Origin of the sequence: Burkholderia sp. S-53 (assembly GCF_025560745.1) — a bacterium.
In the GTDB taxonomy this organism is placed as follows: domain Bacteria; phylum Pseudomonadota; class Gammaproteobacteria; order Burkholderiales; family Burkholderiaceae; genus Burkholderia; species Burkholderia pyrrocinia.
Window position 1 is genome coordinate 1,114,494 of record NZ_CP090482.1, and the last position, 17,941, is coordinate 1,132,434.

A 17,941-nucleotide genomic window follows, 5' to 3' on the forward strand; every position below is an offset into this window, starting at 1 on the left:
TCCGGTGACGGAGATGAAAAAGATATCGCTTATGTCTGCTTTTGACGCAATTATCGTGGGCGGCGGCTCTGCCGGCGCATCGTGCGCGCTGTGGCTCAAACAGCTGGGATTTCAACCTTGCATTATTGAGCGGCGTCCGAAACTGGGTGGACTGCAAAACGAAAACCCCTACCCGAATAACTGGATCGCGCCGGTGGTCGGCCGGCACGGCGAAGACGTGGCACGCGCCATACATGCCAACATTCTCTCCCGCGGTATCGCATGCCGCCTGCGCACATCGGTGGAGTCCGCAACGATCGACCACGGCCGCTTCGTCGTCCGTGTCGTCGATGCCGCGGGCCGGCAAGATTTTCTCTCCAGCCCCTACCTGGTCCTTGCGTCCGGCGTACGCCCCGCGGACGGCGGGCTTCTCGCGGGCCCCGATCGCGTAATCGGACCGGGCAAGCGGATCGACGACCGGGATTTCCACGGCAAGTCGGTCGCGATACTGGGCGGTGGAGACAACGCGTTCGAAAACTACGAGCTGATTCGCGCCAAAGGCGCGGCCAGGGTTCACATCCATGCGAGATCGATTCGCGCGAGACGGGAGTTCCTCGAACGGATTCCCGTGACGGACGTGCGTATCGGGTCGTATGAGGTTTGCCCCGACACGTCGACGGTCTCGGGATGGCGCTACGATGTCATCGTGGTGCTCTACGGCTGGGCGCCGGCGCTCGAGTTCATGCATGGTTTCGATCTGGCGCGCGACGCCAGGGGTTTCGTCTCGACGGACGTCGGCACGACCGAAACGTCGATATCCAACGTCTTCGCGATCGGCGAGGTCGCGCAGAGAATGCATCCGTGCTGCGTGACAGCGATGGCAGATGGCGTGGTGGCTGCGAAGGAAATCCAGAGGCGCATCGAAGCGGATTCCCGGGACAACTTCATTGCGGCCGTGCGCTCGGCAGCGTTGCAATCGTCGCGTTGAAGCGACGCAAATCGCAGCGGGCTCGCGAAGGCCCCGAGCACGTGCGTCTCGGCAATTTCCGTTCCGTACCGCCCGGCGCGTTGCCTCGCGGGAATCCGACCCGACCCGTTTCCGTTGCCAGAATCGCCGGAACCCTTGGGCGTCCGGAACGTTCCCGTGCCTTCAGAAGGCCACGAGCGATGCTCTCTTCCGATGCTCGACAATCGACAGCAGCAGCGCGGCCAGCCCACACGCGGCGATGAGCAGCAGCAGCGTCGTCTTGCCCAGGCTGGCCAGCACCAGGCCGCCGACAGCGGGAAATCCGAACACGCCGACGAAATAGGACGCCACGAACCAGGTCAGCACTGCGTGCCGGTGCCGCGCATCGGTACTGTTGACGGCTTGCGCCTGAACGATCGGATAGATGAGGCCATACCCGGTACCGAGCAGCACGGCGCTGACCGAATGGAGCATCGTGTTGTGCGGCACGGCGAACGTCACGGCGACGCTCAGTATCATGAAGCCGAGGAGGATCTGCGTGGTCGCGCTGACACGCATCTGAATCACGATCGCACCGAGCAGCCAGCGCGTGACGACAACCGTTGCCGAATAGAGGCCGAAGAACGTGCCCGCCTTCACGCCCGTTTCCTGTGCCATCGACATCTGGAACGTCATCAGGCCCGAGAAGACACTGGAGCCGAGCGCAATGATTGCGATCGGGTAGATCGCATGCGTGCGGGCGATCGCACGAATCTCGCGCAACCACCGTTCCCGTATCGGCGGCGCGACGGCGAGCGGCGCAGGCGACAGGCGCCCGAAACATTCCAGCATCAACGCCGCCATCGCGCACAATCCGCCGACGGTGAAGAACACGGTGCCCGTCGTCCAGTGCCAGTTGCGTATCGCGAGCGCGGCGACTGCCGGGCCGCCTCCGACTCCGGCCATCTGAAACGAGCCGAACCGCAGGAACCAGCGCTCGCGCTCGGTATCGGTAGTCCGCTCCGCCAGCATCATCGGCGCCGCAAGGTAGAACCCGCCCCAACCGACGCCGACCAGCAATCCCGGCACGACGCTCAGCGAGCCGGTGCGCCCGATCACGGCGAAGCCGACGACGCCCGCGCCGACGACCAGCGCGGCCAGCGCGGTCGTACGCGCCGCCCCGATCCCGTGTGCAAGCCACGCGACCAGCGGCAGGCCGATCAGCGTGCCGACCATGGCTTCGGCCAGTGCGGCCCCCGTATCGACGTCGGTGCCGCCTGCCAAACGAAAATGCATCGACAGAAGAAATGTCGCGCCGTATCCGCATGCAGTCAGCAGCGCGCCGAGCAGCCCGAACGACGCGACGCGCGGGGACATCGTGCGTGGATAGGCCATCATGGCTCCCCTCTTTCAAAAATCCGGCCCATTCGAGCTGGCGGCACCGAAGCGACGCGCCGGCGTGGCGTCACGCGTCGCCGCGCGCGTCCAGCTCGACCGGCCAACCGCATGAGCCCATGCCCATCGATTCAGGCCCACCGCGAAAAAGTCGGGAGCCGGTCGCACCATGATCCATGCAATCTGCCGGCAAAGGAACGAACCGTTCCGATGATGCGCCGCATACGTTCGTATGTGCGTCGACAGCATCGTTGCCGACCCGCTCCCCGATCGAGACAAGACCGCGCTCCATCAGGCGGGACGGCCGGCATGACGCGAAGCCGTTCGGTACAGCGCGGCACCGACACCCCGGACCAGCTTCTCGGCATTCGCGTCCTTGAGCTTCCCGTCGGCATCGAATGCGTCGTGCGCCGCACTCAGCGCAAAGGATTCCGGGATCACCAGCATCCCGAGTTTGTCCAGCACGGCCCGCATGCCCAGCTGCGAGCGAAGTCCGCCGAGTTGTCCCGGGGAAGCCGACACAAGCGCCGCCACCTTTCCGCCAAGCAATGCCACGCCGGACGTGCCGTCCTCGCGCGGCCGGCTGATCCAGTCGATCGCGTTCTTCAACAATGCGCTGTAGCCACCGTTGTACTCCGGCGTCGCGATGAGCACCGCGTCGTGCGCGGCCACCAGCGCCTGCAGCGCGCGAACCCGAGCCGGCACACCGATTTCGGCCTCCAGATCGCCGTCGTAGATCGGCAGTTCATAATCGGACAGACGTACCGGCGTCACCGTCGCGCCCGCGTCGGATGCACCGCTCGCAGCCACGTCCAGCAGCTTCCGGTTCAGCGAGTCGCGGCGCGTACTCCCGCTGATTGCAAGAATCCTGATGCTCATCACACTCCTCGATATCAGTAGATCGGCGTTCCGATCGGTTGCGATCTGCCGGCGGCGGTCGGTACTCGATCTTGCCGCCCGGCAGGAAATACAGAATCAACGCTTGCTTCGTGACGGCTCAAAAACCGCCGGGCGGTCAAACTTTTCCATCCTGGTATGCGATATCGGGATGCCAGGGTTGCAGCAACCGGAACACGGGCGTTCAGACCAGGCTGCAGCTTCGGCGCGTTTCCATGTCCCGCAACTCGGCCTCCTGAGCGGTCAGCTTGACCGAGATGGCGTCGCGCAGCAGCTCAACCCAGGTGCTGATCTTCGCATCCAGATATTGCCGCGACGCGTAAAGCGCATGCAGTGTGACGGTCTGCAGCCGGTACTCGGGCAACACTCGGATCAGCGAGCCGGCCCTCAACGCGGGTAGCGCGCTCGCGACCGGCAGCGCTCCGATTCCGATTCCGCTGCCCAATGCAGCTGACAGTGCCTCTGCGTTGTTGACGCGAAAAAACGTGTCGGTCAGTGCAAACTCGGCCCTTCCGGCAGCCCCGTCGAACGACCAGCTGTCGGGAGAAAAGAACGGCGTCACGACTTGCACGCACGCGTGCTGCCTCAGTTCATCGACGTCCCGCGGCATGGCATTGCGCTCCAGATAGGCCCGCGACGCGCAGAGCACGCTGTACGAGGTTCCCAGCCGTTGAGCCACGAGCCCGGAATCCGGGAGGTTGCCGAGCGTCATCTGCACCGTGACGTCGTAGCCATCGTTCAGCAGGTCGGGCATGTCCTGTCCGAGCGTCAGCTCGATCGACACGTCGGGATAACGCTCACGGAACAGTGCCGCGGCGGGCGCGACGTAGTACTGTCCGAGGCTGGGTGTCGCATGAATACGCAATCGTCCGATCGGACGTGCCTGAGTGTCGGCAGCCTCGCGTTCCGCCGCATTGATATCGGCCAGAATGCTGCGGCAGCGATCGAGATAGCGCTCGCCGGCCTCGGTCAACGCAATCCTGCGCGTCGTGCGATTCAGAAGTCGTGTGCGCAAGTGCGCTTCGAGATCGGACACTGACCGGGAAACATAAGCGGTGGAGATCTCCATACGCCGGGCGGCAGCCGTATAGCTGCCACATTCCGCGACTCTGGCAAATATCCGCATGCTCTGTAGCGTATCCAATCGCCCCTCGTCTTCGAAGTCGAACCACACTCAACACCGTCAAACCGTGCACCACGGCTAGGCGAACGGACAGGCCCGTCAGGAACACCGTTGCCCGACGTGCCAGCTTACCGCCGCGCGGCCGCGCCGCCATCATATGTACGTATGGGTTGGCTCCCCCCGACGACAGCGGCAAGGCCACCGCGCAAACGCGACCGATGCCGGGCACATCCATCCTGCGCAGCCGCTCGGCGACCGGACGGCACCGCATCTTCCGCATCGCCTGAACGCGATGAATCCGGGCCGCGATATCCGCCATCCCCGTGTTGCAGGAGATCTGCTCGTTCAGCACGCCTGCCGCGATCCGGCGCCAGTTCGAATTCGCCCGGCAGTACAGCCTTCTGTCTGGGGCCGACGGCTCATGAAACCCCCGGCTCCGTCAGGAAAACCCACACAGATCGATCAGTCCTCTTCGATCTCCTGCAGCGCCGACGCAAGAATCATCGCGTCGGCGTTGAGCGGCGTCGGCTGAACCGGGCGCGGCTGGTAGACGGCGTCGCCGGCGTGGATCGGATGCCCGCTCATCGCACAGACGCCGTTCACCCGGGCACGTGACGCCTGCCAGAGCTGGTCGCCGTACGAGCAATGCGTCGAATCGCGCCATGCGATCGTCACGGTCGTTGCAGTAGGACGATCGACAAAGTTGACCAGGCCCGCGCGACGCACGACATTCACCGGCCGCGGGTGCGCCACGTATCCGGACACGCACCCGCGCTGCGTCTCGCACGCAGGCGCCACCACGCGCGCATCGCTGCTCCCGCTCAATTGCGCAAGCAGACCGAGCGTCTGCGTCCACGGATCCACCGCCAGCACGTTCGTCGCGAAATCCATCGTCATCCTCATTGCGTCAACCCATCCAATCGCTCCGGCACGCACCGCCAGAGGCGGCAGCGCTTGCGTTGCTACCGTCCGGCAACCACCGCGCGATGACGACCACACGGCTCCGTCGGCTGGCATCGCCCGTCCGGAAGCGGCGACACGGCATCCGCGCACATCGACATCGTGCGCACGGCCGGCACGCGCGCGTCGCCGGCGAAGTCCCGGCGCGCGCCACGAAGAAAGACCTCGCTGATCGCGAGGAACACCGGGATCCGTTCACTGATCGACATTTGCCTTCATCCTCAAGCGGTAAGGGGTTTCTCCGGCAAAGCGCTTGAGCACCGCCGTGAAACGGGACTGCGAGCGCAAGCTACGGCGCGGTGACGACAAGGTATCGAAACCGGATGCGCGGGGCTACTTGTACGAAGGGATGATCAGGGCAATCGATGGTTTGACCGGACCATCTCGACCTTGAATCACGCACTGCGATCACCTGCACCCCGTATTGCTCAGCGGAATGCAGCGGCCCCGCACATCGGCGACGGACGCGCCGACACGGCCCGGGGTATCGACGGGGGATGCGGCACGGATGTCGTCCCGGTCAGCCACCGGTCGTGGCGGTCGTGGCGATCGGGTTCGGTACGTGGCGCGAACCCATGCGACGCGGATTGCACTGCCGCCGCAGTGAGCGAAACAGTCGCGGCAACACTGATACGGCACCGACCGATCTTGTATCGCACTGTATCCAGGGCCGCTCCCGAAACACCGGCATGCACGAGGCCCGGGTTGCGGAAACATGGCCGATACGTTGGCGGGTTCTACTGTCGACATGCGGAAGACATTCGACATGCGACGCCGACTCGGATGTCCGACGGTCGATCCGATCACTTGACTTCAGGAGCGCTCACATGAAAGCCACTCGAATCCTCGCTGCCGCCGTGCTTGCCGTCGTTCCCGTCGTGTCCTTCGCCGATGCCGGGCCCGGCCTCACGAGCGCCGCCGTGCGCGCCGATCTCATTCGACTCGAGCAGGCCGGCTACAACCCGGCCCGCAGCGAACCGCGCTATCCGGACGACATCGCCGCCGCGCTGCAGATCGCACGCTCGGACCAGAACGGCCCGTCGAAATCCCAAGGCGACAGTACCGCCGATGCGACTTCGCCCGACCGGCATCGCGACGCGACGCACGCGCGCACCGCATAACGGCCGGGGTTCTCCAACGAGGCTATTCACGCGCCTTCAGGATTCCTTTCCACTGTCTCCGTTTTCAAGCGGCGCAGCAGCAATCGCAGGTCTTCACGTCGGCCCAGGCAATAGGCGATGAACATACGAACGTATGTGGATAGTGATTCGCACGAGTCTGCGGCGTGACGTGGTGGCTAGTGCGGGCCGATATCGGGAAGCATCTCTTTTGCACGCCATTGGATCAACCATGAAAATATTCGTTACCTTCGACAGCGCCGGGGTGAAACTCGCCGGCCACCTCTACCTTCAGCCTGCCGAAGCCGGGATCGTGCGTCCGGCAATCGTCGTCGGCCACCCTGGCGCAGGCGTCAAGGAGCAGGCTGCCGGCTTGTACGCGCAGCGTCTGGCCCGGCAAGGGTTTATCGCGCTTGCTTTCGACGCGGCGCACCAAGGCGAGAGCGAGGGCGAACCGCGCGGACTTGAAGATCCCGCCCACCGCATCGAGGACATCAAGGCTGCCGTCTCATTCCTCACGACACGCGATGACGTCGATCCGAATCGCATCGGTGCGCTGGGCATCTGCGCATCCGGCGGCTACGTCATTCCCGCCGCCGCCACCGACTGTCGCATCAAGGCGGTGGCGACGGTCAGCGCCGCGGACATCAACCTGCAGTTTCGCTTCGGCGCAGATGGTCATCAGGATCCCGCAATATTCCAACGCATGCTCGATGCCGCCGCAGCGGCTCGCACTGCCGAGATCAACGGTGAAGGCGTGGGCGTGTTTCAGATTTTCCCGACCGAAGAACTTGCGCGGTCGGGCGACCGGCATCTGTTCGAAGGCTGGGAGTACTACTGCTCGCCGCGCGCGCATCACCCGCGCTCAGCCAGGTTCTTCACCTGGAACAGTGTGGATCGCATCGCACACTTCGACGCATTCCGGTTCATCGACCTGATCGCGCCTCGTCCGTTGCTGATGATCGCCGGCACCGAGGCCGTGACGTCGTGGATGTCGACGGACGCCTTCGCGACTGCGCAGGAACCCAAGGAACTGTTCTGGGTTGAAGGCGCCACCCATGTCGCGCTGTACGACAAAGTGCCGTACGTCGATGCGGCCGTATCGAAGCTCGGCGACTTCTTCGGTGCGAAGCTGGGTGCGCCTGCTACGGCATCGTCCTAGCGCGCGGGGCGCAACGCGAGACCTGCCAGCGCCCCGACGATACACAGCGCGCCCACATAGATCTCCGGCGCCTGCGGATTCGATTTCAGCATCACCGACACGAACACCGGCGTAAGACCGCCGAACACGGCATACGCGACGTTGTACGAGAACGAGATGCCCGAAAAGCGCACGATCGGCGGAAACGCGTTGACCATCGCAACGGGAATCGCCGCAACCGCACCGACGAAGAAGCCGGATACCGCGTAGAGCGGCAGCAGCAACGACGGATCCGCGGAGAGTTGCCGGGCCATCAGAAAATACGATGCGCCGAGCAGCAGGCAGCCAAAGAAGATCGTGCGGCCGGTACCGATCCGCCCCGCCACCGAACCGGCGACGACGCATCCGATCGTCAGGCAGAACGTGGCCGCCGAATTCGCCTGGAGCGTGAGCGCGGGCTCGATATGAAAGCGCTTTGCCACGAGCGTCGGCGTCATCAGGATCACGACGACTATCGCCGCGGTCAGGGTCCACGTCAGGATCATCGATACGAGCACTGCCCGGCCGTGATCGCGCAGCACGGCTTTCAACGGCACTTCGCCGGCCAGCAACCGGCTCTGCTTCATCTCGATGAACACGGGCGTTTCATTGAGCCAGCGTCGCAGGAACGCGGACAGGATCCCGAACAGGCCACCGATGACGAACGGCATCCGCCACGCATAGGCACTGATTTCAGCAGGCGAATAATGATGGTTGATCGCCGACGCGATCAGCGAGCCGAGCAGGATGCCGAACGTCAGGCCGCCCGTCAGCAGACCGCAGGCATAACCGATATGACGCGGCGGCACATGTTCGGAGACGAACACCCAGGCCCCGGGCACCTCGCCGCCCACCGCCGCGCCTTGCAACACCCGGCACAGCAGGAGCAGCACGGGTGCGGCAATCCCGAGGGATGCATAGGTCGGCAGCAGCCCCATCATCAGCGTGGGCAGGGCCATCAGCATCACGCTCATCGTGAACATGCGCTTGCGACCGACGAGATCGCCGAAGTGCGCCATGATCACGCCGCCGAGCGGCCGCGCGAGATAGCCCGCCGCAAACACGCCGAATGTCTGCACCTGGCGCAGCCAGTCGGGAATCGACGGCGGGAAGAACAGATGACCGATCACCGCTGCAAAAAACACATAAATCACGAAATCGTAAAACTCCAGTGCCCCGCCTAACGCGGCGAGTACCAGCGTTCGGTGATCACTGCCTGCCAGCGGACGATGCGGTACAACCGGAATCTGACGCGAGTCTGTGGAATTCATCTGGAAGAGGTCTGGTTCAGGGACGGCACGCCAACCCGATGACGTGCTCCTCGCTCATAACACCTGACCGGTTCGTGTCATTCCATGGCGCGCCGATTTGTCGACGCGGCCGACGTTGCGCATCGATGAAGGCAGGCCCCTTCGGCCGCCGTCAGGCCGGAAAACACCGGCATCTTCGACAGCACCGGCCGACGAGCGAATTCAGTTGGCGCCAACTCGTCGAGAACAGAGCGACGCCGGCTCTCGCTGCAATCCCGGCGCGGCGCCTCGACGATCGCTTTGGCTTCGCCCAGCGGGGCAATGCCGTCACGCTCGCCAATGACATCGCCCCATGCCGTCATGCGACGGCGAGCGGCAACGTCACTCTCGCTTCGAGGCCTCCGGTACTGCGGTTGTTCAACTGCAATTCCCCTTGCATCGCCTGCGTCAGACGACGCGCGATCGCCAGCCCCAACCCCGATCCGGACGCACGCGCCGCTGTCTGCGGCGCACGATACCAGGGCGCGAATACCGCCTCCAGTTCCGCCGGCACGATGCCGGGCCCCGAATCCACCACGCTGAGCATCACGCGTCTGGCCTCGACCCGGACACACAGGCGGACGTCGCCGCCGTAACGCAGCGCGTTGTCGATCAGATTGACGAGCACGCGGCGCAGCGCGTGCGGGCAGGTCACCAGCGGATGGCCCACCCGCCCGTCCAGGCCGACGGTCAGGCCCGCGTCGCGATAGGTGTCGACCAGCACGCCGAGCAACTCGTCCGCGTCGACGCGCCGCGGCGGCTCCGCCACGCTGCATTGAAGCCGTGCGCAGGCAAGGCTCGCTTCGACCAGTTCCCCCATCTCGGCAAGATCGCGCTCCATCGCGTCACGCAACGCGCCATCTTCCAGCATCCCGCTACGCAGCATCATCCGCGTCAACGGCGTGCGCAGATCATGCGCGTACGCGGCCAGCACATGCAGCAACTCCGTCACGCGTTCCGCGTGCTGGCGATGCGCGTCGTTGATCGCGCGTGTCAGCCTGGCGATCGACGGCGCGCCGCGTTCGACCGGTGCGTCGGGCAGTGCGTCGACGCCATGATTCTCGATCGCCGCGGCGAGCTGCCGGATTCTCGCGTCCAGGCTCCGCGTACGCAGCCACAGCACCGCCGCCAGCGCAAACAGGATACCGGCCGCACCTGCAAGCAGCAGACCACCGCCGGCAACGGGGGGCAACGCGTTCGGCAGCATGGCGCGAGCGTCATGCATGCGCTCCGCGACGAGCAGCACGCCGGCCGCGAGGACAAGACGGACGGGCCACACGATGAACTCACGCAGATACGGGAACCCTGCGCGGGCGACGTTGCGGATGCGACGCGCGATGCGGAATTCGGACAAGGCCCCGCACGATACGGTAAGAAGGTTCGCCATCTTCGTTCTCCTGTCGCCGCCACGGCGGACGGTACAGGAAGAATGAAAACACGCAGATGGGGGCTCGCACCATCAAACGAGCGGCCATCCATCCCCTACGAAGGTTTAGGTTGCCGTGGCGGCAAACTGCGGCGGGTCAGGCGTAGCCGAGCGCGCGGGCAAGCCACGTCTCGAGTTCCTGCGCGTCGATCGGCTTCTCGAGCAGACACAGCGCGGCGCTGGCCCGCACGCGCTCGCGCTCGCGGGCAGTGGCGAACGCCGTGACGAACATGGTCGGAATGTTCAGCCCGCGGGCTTCGATCCGGGCCAGCACCTCGAGGCCATCCATCTCCGGCATCTGGATGTCGCAGATCAGGCAGCCTGTTCGCGACGCCACGTCCGAAGCCAGGAACGCCGGGCCCGACGCGAACTCGTGCGCGTCCCCGCCCAGCGAACGCACGAAGCTTCTCGCGGCGGCCCGCACGAACGGGTCGTCGTCGACAATCGATACGAGATCGGTGGCTGAGAGTGAAAAAGGCATCCCTGCTTATGGCGAATGAACGGAACGGACCGTCCCGACTACGGCTACCCAAGTTGCCAGCATACCGGCGCGCCGCCGCACCGTCACCATATCTACGTATGGGGTAGGCTTTCCCCAATGACGGTGCCGCCGCTAGCGTGCGGGCGGCCCGATGCCGAGCGCACTCATCTTGCGCACCAGTTCCGCGACCGAGCGGCACTGCATCTTGCGCATTGCCTGACCGCGGTGGATCTTGGCCGTGATCTCCGCAATGCCCATGTTCCCCGCGACCTGCTTGTTCATCAAGCCCGCCGCGACGTGTTGCAGCACCTCGCATTCTCGCGGCGTCAGCGATTCCCAACACGCGCGCAGATCGAGCAGCGAGTGATCGGCCTCCAGCCGTTTCGCATCGCGATCGAGCGCCGCGATCACCGCATCGATCATTTCCTGGTCGTGAAACGGCTTCGTCAGGAAATCCATCGCGCCGGCTTTCATTGCTTTCACCGTCATCGCAATATCGCCGTGCGCCGTGATGAAGATGATCGGCATCTGCGGACCGCCGTTCTCGACCAGCGACTTCTGGAACGCAATCCCGCTCTGCCCGCGCAGCCTCACGTCGAGCACCAGGCACGACGGTCCGGCGCTCTTCGGCGCCGCGAGAAATTCTTCTGTCGACGCAAATGCGCGAACGTCCAGGTCGATCGATCGCAGCAGCCCGATCAGCGCGGCACGAATCAACTCGTCGTCGTCGACGACGTAGACGACACGGCTGTTCCGATCCGCAGATGAAGGATTCGGGTAGGGCATTCTGGTCTCGGGCATCGAAGTATTCGCTGGTGAATTTTCAGGGATGGCCGCGTGGCGGCGGACGACCCGGTCAGGGATCGGCGCGCGGCAGCATCACGATCGCGCGCGTACCGGTGCCGTCGCGGGTCGACAACGTCAACGTCCCGCCGTGAGCATCGACGATCGAATGCGAGATGGCGAGGCCCATGCCCATCCCGTTCTCCTTGGTCGTAAAGAGCGGTTCGAGCAGCCGGTCTGCAATCTCCGGCGCAATACCGCTGCCGAGATCCTCCACGGTCACGCGTGCGCTGTCAACGCCGTCCGCTTCGCAAGCAAGCGACAGGCGACGCACCGTCTCGAGGTCCGCCATCGCTTCCGCGCCGTTCGTGAGCAGGTTGATCACGACCTGCTGGAGCTGGATCCGGTCGCCATGGACATAGACGGGGCTGTCCTGGCCGCGCTGCTCCAGCACGACGTCGAGCGCGTCGAGTTGCCGCGCGACCAGCGTCGCGGCTTCCCGGACGGCCTCGTTGAGATCCACCGTCGCGAACTGCGGCGCGGCCTTGCGCGCCTTCGCGCGCAGTGCCTGGATGATGCTCTTGGCCCGCGCCGCCCCCCGGTTGATGTGCACGAGCATTTCCCGCGCCTCGCCGACGTCCGGCGGCTCCCGGTTCAGCCAGCGCAACGCCGCGCTCGCCGACGTATCGACGGCCGCAATCGGCTGTCCGATTTCATGAACGATCGACGCGACGAGCTCGCCCATCGCTTTCAGGCGGCTGGCGCGCTCGAGGCTGGCAAGTGCGGCCCGCAGCTGTTCCTCGGCATGTGCGCGCTGACGGTTCTGCTCGACCAGTTCCTCGTAGAGCCGCGCATTCTCGAGCGCGAACGCGGCCTGCGACGCGATCACTTCCACCAGGGCTGCCTTGGCCGTGGTAAACATCCGCGCCGCCAGATTGTTTTCAAGGTACAGCACGCCGACGAGCGTCGCATAACGCATCAGCGGTACGCACATCACCGAGCGGGGGCGCTTGCGCCGAACGTACGCATCCTGTGCGTGGACCGGCGACTCGGACGCATCGTCGATCACCACGCCCTCCTGCGTACGCGCAACCGCCTGCACGAGAGACACGGGCAGCACGCTCGCCGTGAAAGGCTCGGCCGCCTGCGTCACGACGATCGACCCGTCGACCACGTCCGCGCGCGCCGGCACATGCCAGACGCCCTCGCGCAGCACCGCGAGCGCGCCGTTTTCGGCCCCGGCGCTTTCGAGCGTCGTGCGCAACAGCGTCTCCACGAGGCGCGCCGGCACGATGTCGCTCGCCAGCGCGTTCGAGATGCGCAGCACCGCCCGGACGTCGAGCTCGTGCAAACGATTCCCGGCGGGATTCCACGCTTGCGCATCGAATACATCGGCATGCGCTGCTTGCAGTTCCCGCACCTTGGCCAACGCCCCCCAGCGCTGCCATGCGCCCTGCGCATGGCGCAAATAGGCTTGCGCAGCGATCTCGTCGCGGCCCGCATGGAATCGCGCCGCGCACTCGGACGCCAGCGCCTCGACCTGCGTAAAGCCATGCACGCGCGCGTGAGTCACGGCACGCGCATACGCTTGCGCGGCGTCCGCCGATTGACCGTGCACGCGCGCCTCCTCCGCGCGCACCAGTTCGCGTCGTGCGTCGAAGTTCGACGGGCAGGCTCGCGCCCAGACGTCGAGTTGCTCGACATGACGCTGCAGCGCAGCCTGCTGCGACGCGTCACGGCGCGGCAACGCGAGCAGGGCGAGTGCACCGTAGAACGGCAAATCGGCCCGCTCGGCAAACGAGCGCGCGGCATGCTCGCATGCTTCGGCGCGGCGGCGCGCCTCGAGCGCGTCCGGCAGATCGCCGAACAGCAGCGCCGCCTGCAATCGATAGACCCAGTAGGCGAGATCGACCAGCGTCGCCGGCCTGCCTTCGTCCGGCGGCGGCAGCAACGCGTCGCGATCGCCGGTCTCGCCTTCCTGCAACCGTCTCACCAGATTCTGCTGCGCGAGCAGCGCATCGATGACGAGCTGGAAATTCGCATCGCGTGCGATGGCCAGCCCACGCGCCACGGTGTCGCGCACGTCGGCGAGAAACTCGCCGGCAAACAGCATCCCGGTTGCCTCGTTGCGCTTGCAATAGAGCGCGAAGGTGTGGTCACAGCACTCGACCGTGATCTCGAACGCCCGCGCGATATAGCCACGGGCTGAACGTGCCGGCAACACCCACGGCACCACGATCGTCCCGTACGCCATGTACACGCGGCCGCGGTAACGATCGAGTCCGCGCTCGTCGACCAGATGCAGCGCGAGCTCACCGAACGCCAGCGACGCGGCGTAATCGCCGTAACGTGCGCCGAAGATCTGGTTCATGCAGACGTATACGTCGGCGGAGGCGTCGGAATGGCCATGCTCGATCGCGAGATTGACCGCGCGCAGCAGAATCACGTCGACCAGATCCTGGTCCGAATACAGTGCCGGCGGGATGAGGTCGACAAAGATGTCGACGATCGCCCGCTGCAGCGGATCGGCGATGACCGGCAGATCACGCAGCGCCTCGATCCCGTGCCGGTCCAGCCAGCCGCGCAGGCGAACGTATTCGCGATGCACGTCTGCGCTGCCGGGATGGGGCGGGATATCGATGCCCGCCCGCTTCAGGAACGCGAGCCCGACGCCGAGCGCAAGGTCGAAGCGGCCCAGCGTCGTGTACAACGCCGCGCGCAGGCGCGTGAGCTCGGCGCCGAAAGTACCATCCCCGGCCACGACCTCCAGTTCGGCGAGGCGCGCTTCGGCGGCTTCGAGCGCACCCGTCATGAATTCGGCCTCGCCGCACAGCATGCGCGCCCTCAGTCCTGCCTCGCTGGTGTTCCGTACGCCGAGGAAATCGAGTGCCGCGCGAAAAAAGCCGAGCGCGGCGTGATGCGCGGTTGCCGCCCTGGCCTGCTGCCCGGCATCCAGGTTCACGCGCGCGAACGCGCTGCGTTCCGCGGGTGCATCGATGACCGTGCTTGCGAGATTCGCTTGCGCCGCCAGCACAAAGGCGTCGGCGCAGGCGTCTTCGGCCGCGAGCAAGCGGCAGGCAATCGCATGATGCAGCGGCGCCCGTTCGCCCTCCGGGATCGACGCGTAAGCGGCCTCGCGAATGCGGTCGTGCCGGAACGTCCAGTCGTCGCCGTCGCGCTGGAGGCTGCCTGCCTCGAGCGCGGCCTGCAGACACTGCGTCGCGTCGCCCTCGGTCAGGCCAGCGGCCACGGCCAGCAGGCGCGTCGATGCGCGCTGGCCGATGCAGGCCAGCAGACGCAACATGAATTGCGCAGCGTCCGGCAGCAGCTCGAACTGGCGCGCCAACATCACGGCGACGTCTTCGCCCCCGCGATGCGCGGCAATGCGCGCGATGTTCCAGCGCCAAAGGCCGGCGCCCGCATCGTAATCGAGCATGCCTTCATCAGCCAGCAGACGCAGCAGACGATGCACGAAGAACGGATTGCGGCCGGTTCTCCGTCCGATCACGTCGGACAACGGGCCAAGCGCTTCGGTATCGTGATGCAGCGCCCGGGCAATCAGCTCGGTCGTCGCGCTCTCGTTCAGCGGCCCCAGTTCCATCGTGAACGCGTCGGGAATGTCGGCCATCGTGCCGGCCCGCAACGGGTGCCCCGCATCGACCTCGTTCCCGCGATAGGCGCCGACAAGCAGCAACGCCGTCTCGCGGTGTTGGACCAGCAGACGCTCCAGTACCTGCAGCGTGCCGGCATCGGCCCATTGCAGATCGTCGAGCAGCAGCACGAGCGGGCGCTCCGGTGCCGCAAAGCAGGCGATCAGCCGGGCAAGCGCCTGCAACACGCGGGCCCGCTCCAGCGTGGGAGCCAGGTCGGCTTGTTCCGGCATGCCCGCTTGCGGGCCAAGCACGGCTGCGAGCGCCGGCAGGAACCTCGTCAGCGTGCGCCCGACAGGCGCCACCGCCATCCCGATTCGGGCGCGCCAGATTTCGAATTCGTCGTCCACGCAACCGAGCACGAACTGCAGCAGCGGCCCCAGTACCTGCGAAAGCATGGCGTAGGGCGTTCCGCGGCTCCCCTCCTCGCCCTTGCCGATGGCCACGAGTGGTGCGCCGTCATGCCGGATTCGCACAACGGCTTCCAGCAGCAGTGTCGACTTGCCTATGCCGGAGTTGCCGGAGATCCACGCCACGCGCGCCTCGCCCCCGGCGGCGACGACACGGTACTGCGCGAGCAACGCATCGAGCTCCTCTTCCCGGCCCACCACGTGAGCAGTCTGCTGCAAACGTTGCAGCGCTGCCTGTCCGTCGGGCACGAACATCGGGATGCGACCGTCGCGGCAATAGCACTGTTCGCATCGCCGCAGATCGGCGACGAGCGCCGCGGCGGTGCCGTAGCGTTGGTCCGGGGCTTTCTCGAGCAACTTCATGACGATCCGCGAGATCTGCTCGGGCACGTACCGGGCACGCTCATGAGGCGCTCGCGCCGAATGCGTGGCATGCGCATGCACGAGTGCAGCGGCATCGGTCGCGTCGAACGGCGGCACACCGACCAGTCGCTCATAGAGGATGCACCCGAGCGAGTAGAGGTCGGCCCGTGCGTCGACACACGTGTTCATGCGCGCGCCGAGTTCGGGCGCCATGTAGACGAAGTTCGTGTCGTCCCAATCGAGCTCGGCGTCGCGCAACGGGTCGATCGCACCGGGGCAGACGGCATGGCCGAAGCCCGTCAGGAACGCACGGCCGTCGCCGTCCACCAGGAAGCGATGCGGCGCGAGTGCGCGATGCACGACACCGGCCGCATGCATCGCGCCTACCGTCGTCGCGAGCGCAATCGCGAGCCGCAGAAACGCGGCCGGCCCTTCCGGCGGTACACCGGCAGCCGACAGCGGCTCCCCACCCGGATCGGCCAGTACCAGCACGGCCCCACCGCCGTGCGACACGATCGCTTGTGGAACAGCGGACCAGCCATCGCGCAGCACCGCGCGCAACACGTATTCGCGCTGCATTGCCGCGACGGCCGACGGTGCCGCCACACCGCGCCCGGCGATCAGGACGGACGGCCCATTGTCGTCGATCGCACGTTGCAGCCGTGGCGGGCCGGGGCAAAGTTCAATCAAGCGTCGTGTCGAAAGTTCGATCATGCGAATGCAGTAAGGAAACGGTAGCGGGCATGAACCCGGACGCCGCTGGCACGGCGGCGCGGCACGCGACATGTCGGTACCTGTGCACCGGCTCGGAGCGGGATACCCGGTCGTATCCGTTCGATCGGACCCGCAACCGCAGCGCATGCCACGGCCGGCGCCCCTCGTCGACTCCACTCGGTCGTTGCCGCCCCCCACCGATCGCAACGACCTTCTGCCGGCACCACTGTAAACACGCGAGCCGTCAGATTATTCCAGTCCGGAATCGCCAACGCAACAACGGGCCCCGGGTCGGCACAGCCCGGCATCACGAATCCCCGGCGCCCGGCCCCGACAATCGAGCCGACCCGTTCGGATCGGGCCGCTTCCAGCGGTACATCGTACGAATCGACTGTCGTCCGTTTCATCGCTTCGTCGACAAGTACAGCCGTTGTCGTCGCATCGGAACCGCCGTGAAAACGGACCGGGATTTCGCCGACGGAGACGTTCCTTCTACCGTGCGCGACGCCTGTCACGCCAAACGAATGACGAGCGTGGCTCCGGATCCCTCCCGGACGCCCTGCGGCACCACGCGGGCAACACGACCGGCCGGTGGCGCGCCGGCAGTCGAAGCCGGCCCGCGCCCCGCGATGACGGGCGATTGCGTATCCGAATGTATCCCGCCGATGGATGGATACATGACCTTGCAAAATGCCGTGCCCCGGACACATGCGAGATACCTTCCCGGCGCCCAATACACACACGACGGAATCTGGCGACAAACCATCACGCGGCTGGCTCATGCGCGCCCGACTTCATCAGATGCCGTGCGTACTTTCCGATCGATTTATTTTAAGGATTCCGACATGAATACATTGAAGATCACCTTCGCGTTCGCCGCGCTCGCGATGACGGCCTCGGTCTATGCGGCAACCCCCGCGGATTCGGTCACGGGAAATCACGATGCCCAGGCCACGAATCAGTGGGCACCGGTCGCCATGATGCCGATGGCGAGGACGCGTACGGAAGTACGCCAGGAACTCGAGCAGGCGCGGCAGAGCGGCGAGATCGACGCACTGAGGAAGCTGTATTCCGGCCATTGAACACCGGCCACCTTGTCAGGCCGGGCACTGGCGGTGCACTGTCGGCACGCCCGCGGCGCCCGGACCGCCGCTGCATCCGGTCCCGTTCCAATGTTCATTCATTTCAATCCGCACGGCCGCCTGACGGATGCGTGATTCGATTGCA

General features: G+C 65.7%; 14 protein-coding genes. 4 read left to right on the forward strand and 10 right to left on the reverse strand.

All coding sequences use genetic code 11. The annotated features are described in order from the left end of the window. Nucleotides 1–13 precede the first annotated feature (13 nt). Complete coding sequence (locus tag LXM88_RS04700; protein ID WP_262530873.1) at nucleotides 14–967, forward strand: NAD(P)/FAD-dependent oxidoreductase; 954 nt, start codon at nucleotides 14–16, stop codon at nucleotides 965–967. A gap of 162 nt (nucleotides 968–1,129) precedes the next feature. Here LXM88_RS04700 and LXM88_RS04705 read toward each other — a convergent pair whose 3' ends face one another. The 4 genes from LXM88_RS04705 to LXM88_RS04720 form a co-directional block, all read right to left on the reverse strand. After that, the gene (locus tag LXM88_RS04705) at nucleotides 1,130–2,323 is read right to left on the reverse strand and encodes an MFS transporter (RefSeq protein WP_262530874.1); all 1,194 of its coding nucleotides are present in this window, start codon (nucleotides 2,321–2,323) and stop codon (nucleotides 1,130–1,132) included. A gap of 288 nt (nucleotides 2,324–2,611) precedes the next feature. Continuing rightward, the gene (locus LXM88_RS04710) at nucleotides 2,612–3,199 is read right to left on the reverse strand and encodes an NADPH-dependent FMN reductase (RefSeq protein WP_262530875.1); all 588 of its coding nucleotides are present in this window, start codon (nucleotides 3,197–3,199) and stop codon (nucleotides 2,612–2,614) included. A 202-nt stretch (nucleotides 3,200–3,401) separates the two neighbouring features. Further along, nucleotides 3,402–4,361 carry a LysR family transcriptional regulator gene (locus LXM88_RS04715; RefSeq protein ID WP_262530878.1) on the reverse strand — a complete coding sequence of 320 codons (960 nt, stop codon included), beginning with the start codon at nucleotides 4,359–4,361 and terminating at the stop codon, nucleotides 3,402–3,404. 441 nt (nucleotides 4,362–4,802) lie between these two features. Further along, on the reverse strand, nucleotides 4,803–5,231 hold the full coding sequence (locus tag LXM88_RS04720) for a DUF3331 domain-containing protein (protein WP_262531641.1): 429 nt from the start codon (nucleotides 5,229–5,231) through the stop codon (nucleotides 4,803–4,805). Nucleotides 5,232–6,127: 896 nt separating this feature from the next. Between LXM88_RS04720 and LXM88_RS04725 the strand changes: the two genes are divergently transcribed. Both LXM88_RS04725 and LXM88_RS04730 read left to right on the forward strand, forming a co-directional pair. Beyond that, the gene (locus LXM88_RS04725) at nucleotides 6,128–6,421 is read left to right on the forward strand and encodes a DUF4148 domain-containing protein (protein ID WP_262530879.1); all 294 of its coding nucleotides are present in this window, start codon (nucleotides 6,128–6,130) and stop codon (nucleotides 6,419–6,421) included. A gap of 229 nt (nucleotides 6,422–6,650) precedes the next feature. Beyond that, a complete protein-coding gene (locus LXM88_RS04730) occupies nucleotides 6,651–7,580 on the forward strand; it encodes an alpha/beta hydrolase (protein WP_262530880.1) in 930 nt (309 codons plus the stop codon). On the opposite strand, the gene LXM88_RS04735 is transcribed toward LXM88_RS04730, so the two are convergent. From LXM88_RS04735 to LXM88_RS04760, 6 genes are all read right to left on the reverse strand, one after another. After that, entirely contained in the window at nucleotides 7,577–8,869 is a 1,293-nt protein-coding gene (locus tag LXM88_RS04735; protein ID WP_262530881.1) for an MFS transporter, read from the reverse strand. The genes LXM88_RS04730 and LXM88_RS04735 overlap by 4 nt on opposite strands. Nucleotides 8,870–8,946: 77 nt before the next feature. Next, nucleotides 8,947–9,210, reverse strand: coding sequence for a hypothetical protein (locus LXM88_RS04740; RefSeq protein WP_262530882.1), 264 nt, complete (start codon nucleotides 9,208–9,210; stop codon nucleotides 8,947–8,949). Next, the gene (locus tag LXM88_RS04745) at nucleotides 9,207–10,274 is read right to left on the reverse strand and encodes a sensor histidine kinase (RefSeq protein ID WP_262530883.1); all 1,068 of its coding nucleotides are present in this window, start codon (nucleotides 10,272–10,274) and stop codon (nucleotides 9,207–9,209) included. Before LXM88_RS04745 ends, LXM88_RS04740 begins: the two co-directional genes overlap by 4 nt. A gap of 136 nt (nucleotides 10,275–10,410) precedes the next feature. Then, the gene (locus tag LXM88_RS04750) at nucleotides 10,411–10,794 is read right to left on the reverse strand and encodes a response regulator transcription factor (protein ID WP_262530884.1); all 384 of its coding nucleotides are present in this window, start codon (nucleotides 10,792–10,794) and stop codon (nucleotides 10,411–10,413) included. 132 nt (nucleotides 10,795–10,926) lie between these two features. Beyond that, entirely contained in the window at nucleotides 10,927–11,595 is a 669-nt protein-coding gene (locus tag LXM88_RS04755) for a response regulator transcription factor (RefSeq protein ID WP_412524084.1), read from the reverse strand. 55 nt (nucleotides 11,596–11,650) lie between these two features. Continuing rightward, nucleotides 11,651–16,714, reverse strand: coding sequence for a trifunctional serine/threonine-protein kinase/ATP-binding protein/sensor histidine kinase (locus LXM88_RS04760; RefSeq protein WP_262530887.1), 5,064 nt, complete (start codon nucleotides 16,712–16,714; stop codon nucleotides 11,651–11,653). A 677-nt stretch (nucleotides 16,715–17,391) separates the two neighbouring features. Between LXM88_RS04760 and LXM88_RS04765 the strand changes: the two genes are divergently transcribed. Beyond that, complete coding sequence (locus tag LXM88_RS04765; protein WP_262530888.1) at nucleotides 17,392–17,796, forward strand: DUF4148 domain-containing protein; 405 nt, start codon at nucleotides 17,392–17,394, stop codon at nucleotides 17,794–17,796. Nucleotides 17,797–17,941: the final 145 nt, after the last annotated feature.